This is a genomic window from Streptomyces sp. UH6 (assembly GCF_013421635.1).
In the GTDB taxonomy this organism is placed as follows: domain Bacteria; phylum Actinomycetota; class Actinomycetes; order Streptomycetales; family Streptomycetaceae; genus Streptomyces; species Streptomyces abyssomicinicus.
Genome location: NZ_JACADT010001337.1, coordinates 1 through 1209, shown reverse-complemented (window position 1 = coordinate 1209; position 1209 = coordinate 1). Strand labels below are relative to the sequence as shown.

Below are 1209 nucleotides of genomic sequence, written 5' to 3'. Positions count from 1 at the left end.
CCACGGCTCCCCAGGGGACGGGCTCACGGCGCGTGGCCAGCGCGTGTGCCAGCCAGGGCGGCAGCGGGGTGCGGGGTCGTGCGGTCACGGAGACTCCCGTCGGGTGCGGTGGGCGTCTTCGGGCGTCGTCGGCCGAGCGGGACGGACCCACCGTACCGAGCCCTCGCGAACCGCCGCGAACAGCGGTGTTGCGGATGCGTGACGCCTTTGCGCGACGCCTTTATCGGGGTGCGGCGGGCGGCCGCCGGCCTCCATGATCGTGCGAGTTCCGCGGTGTGCGGACCGACATCACCCACGGGAGACCACATGATCGAGCGCGTAGTGACCGCCCCGGGCCTCTTCCCGCCTCCCTCCTACTCCCACGTCTCCGTGGTGGAGGCCGGGGCCAGGCTCGCCTTCCTCGCCGGGACGGTGCCGCTGGACGCGGACGGGAGGCTCGTCGGGGAGGGCGACCCGGTGCTCCAGGCCGAGCGGACCGTCGCGAACCTGCGGCGGCAGCTCGCCGCGGTGGGCAGCGACCCGGCGCACGTGGTGCGGACCGAGGTGTACGTGGTGAGCGACGACCCGGCGGTGCTGGCCCGGGTCTGGGAGGTCGTGTCCGCCTCCGTCCCGGCGAACGGGCCGCACTCCTCCACCCTGCTCGGCGTCAGCTGCCTCGGGTACGCCGGACAGCTGGTGGAGATCACCGCGACCGCCGTGGTGCCGGAGGTGGTGCTCCGCCGGGCCGGCGAGGCGGATGCCGCGGCCGCCGCCGAGGTGTACCTGCGGTCGTACGACGCCGCGCTGCCGACGGTGCGGCGCGCGCACACCGACGACGAGGTCCGCGCGTGGTTCCGGCACGTGGTGGTGCCGTCCATGGAGACCTGGGTCGCGGTGTCGGAGGGCGAGACGGTCGGGGTGATGGTCCTCGACGGTGCGGAGCTGGCCCAGCTCTACCTCGCGCCCGGCCGGCAGGGCCGGGGCCTCGGGGGCCGGTTCGTGGAGCTGGCCAAGGCGGAGCGGCCGGACGGCCTGGAGCTGTGGACGTTCCAGGTGAACGAGCGGGCCGCGCGCTTCTACGAGCGGCACGGGTTCGTGGCCCGGGAGCGGACGGACGGGTCCCGCAACGAGGAACGCGAACCGGACGCCCGGTACGTGTGGCGTCCCTGACGGCGGATGCGCCGGCCCGCCCGCGCCGGGAGGGGCCCGTCACGGACGCGCCGCGGTCCC

At 75.5% G+C, this 1209-nt stretch carries 1 protein-coding gene and 1 pseudogene; both read left to right on the top strand.

Annotated features, from left to right (window positions below; genetic code table 11):
* Positions 1-306 precede the first annotated feature (306 nt).
* Positions 307-642 (top strand): annotated as a pseudogene (locus tag HW445_RS33960) (RidA family protein); the annotation flags it as partial.
* A gap of 54 nt (positions 643-696) precedes the next feature.
* Complete coding sequence (locus HW445_RS33955; RefSeq protein WP_308800270.1) at positions 697-1149, top strand: GNAT family N-acetyltransferase; 453 nt, start codon at positions 697-699, stop codon at positions 1147-1149.
* Positions 1150-1209 lie beyond the last annotated feature (60 nt).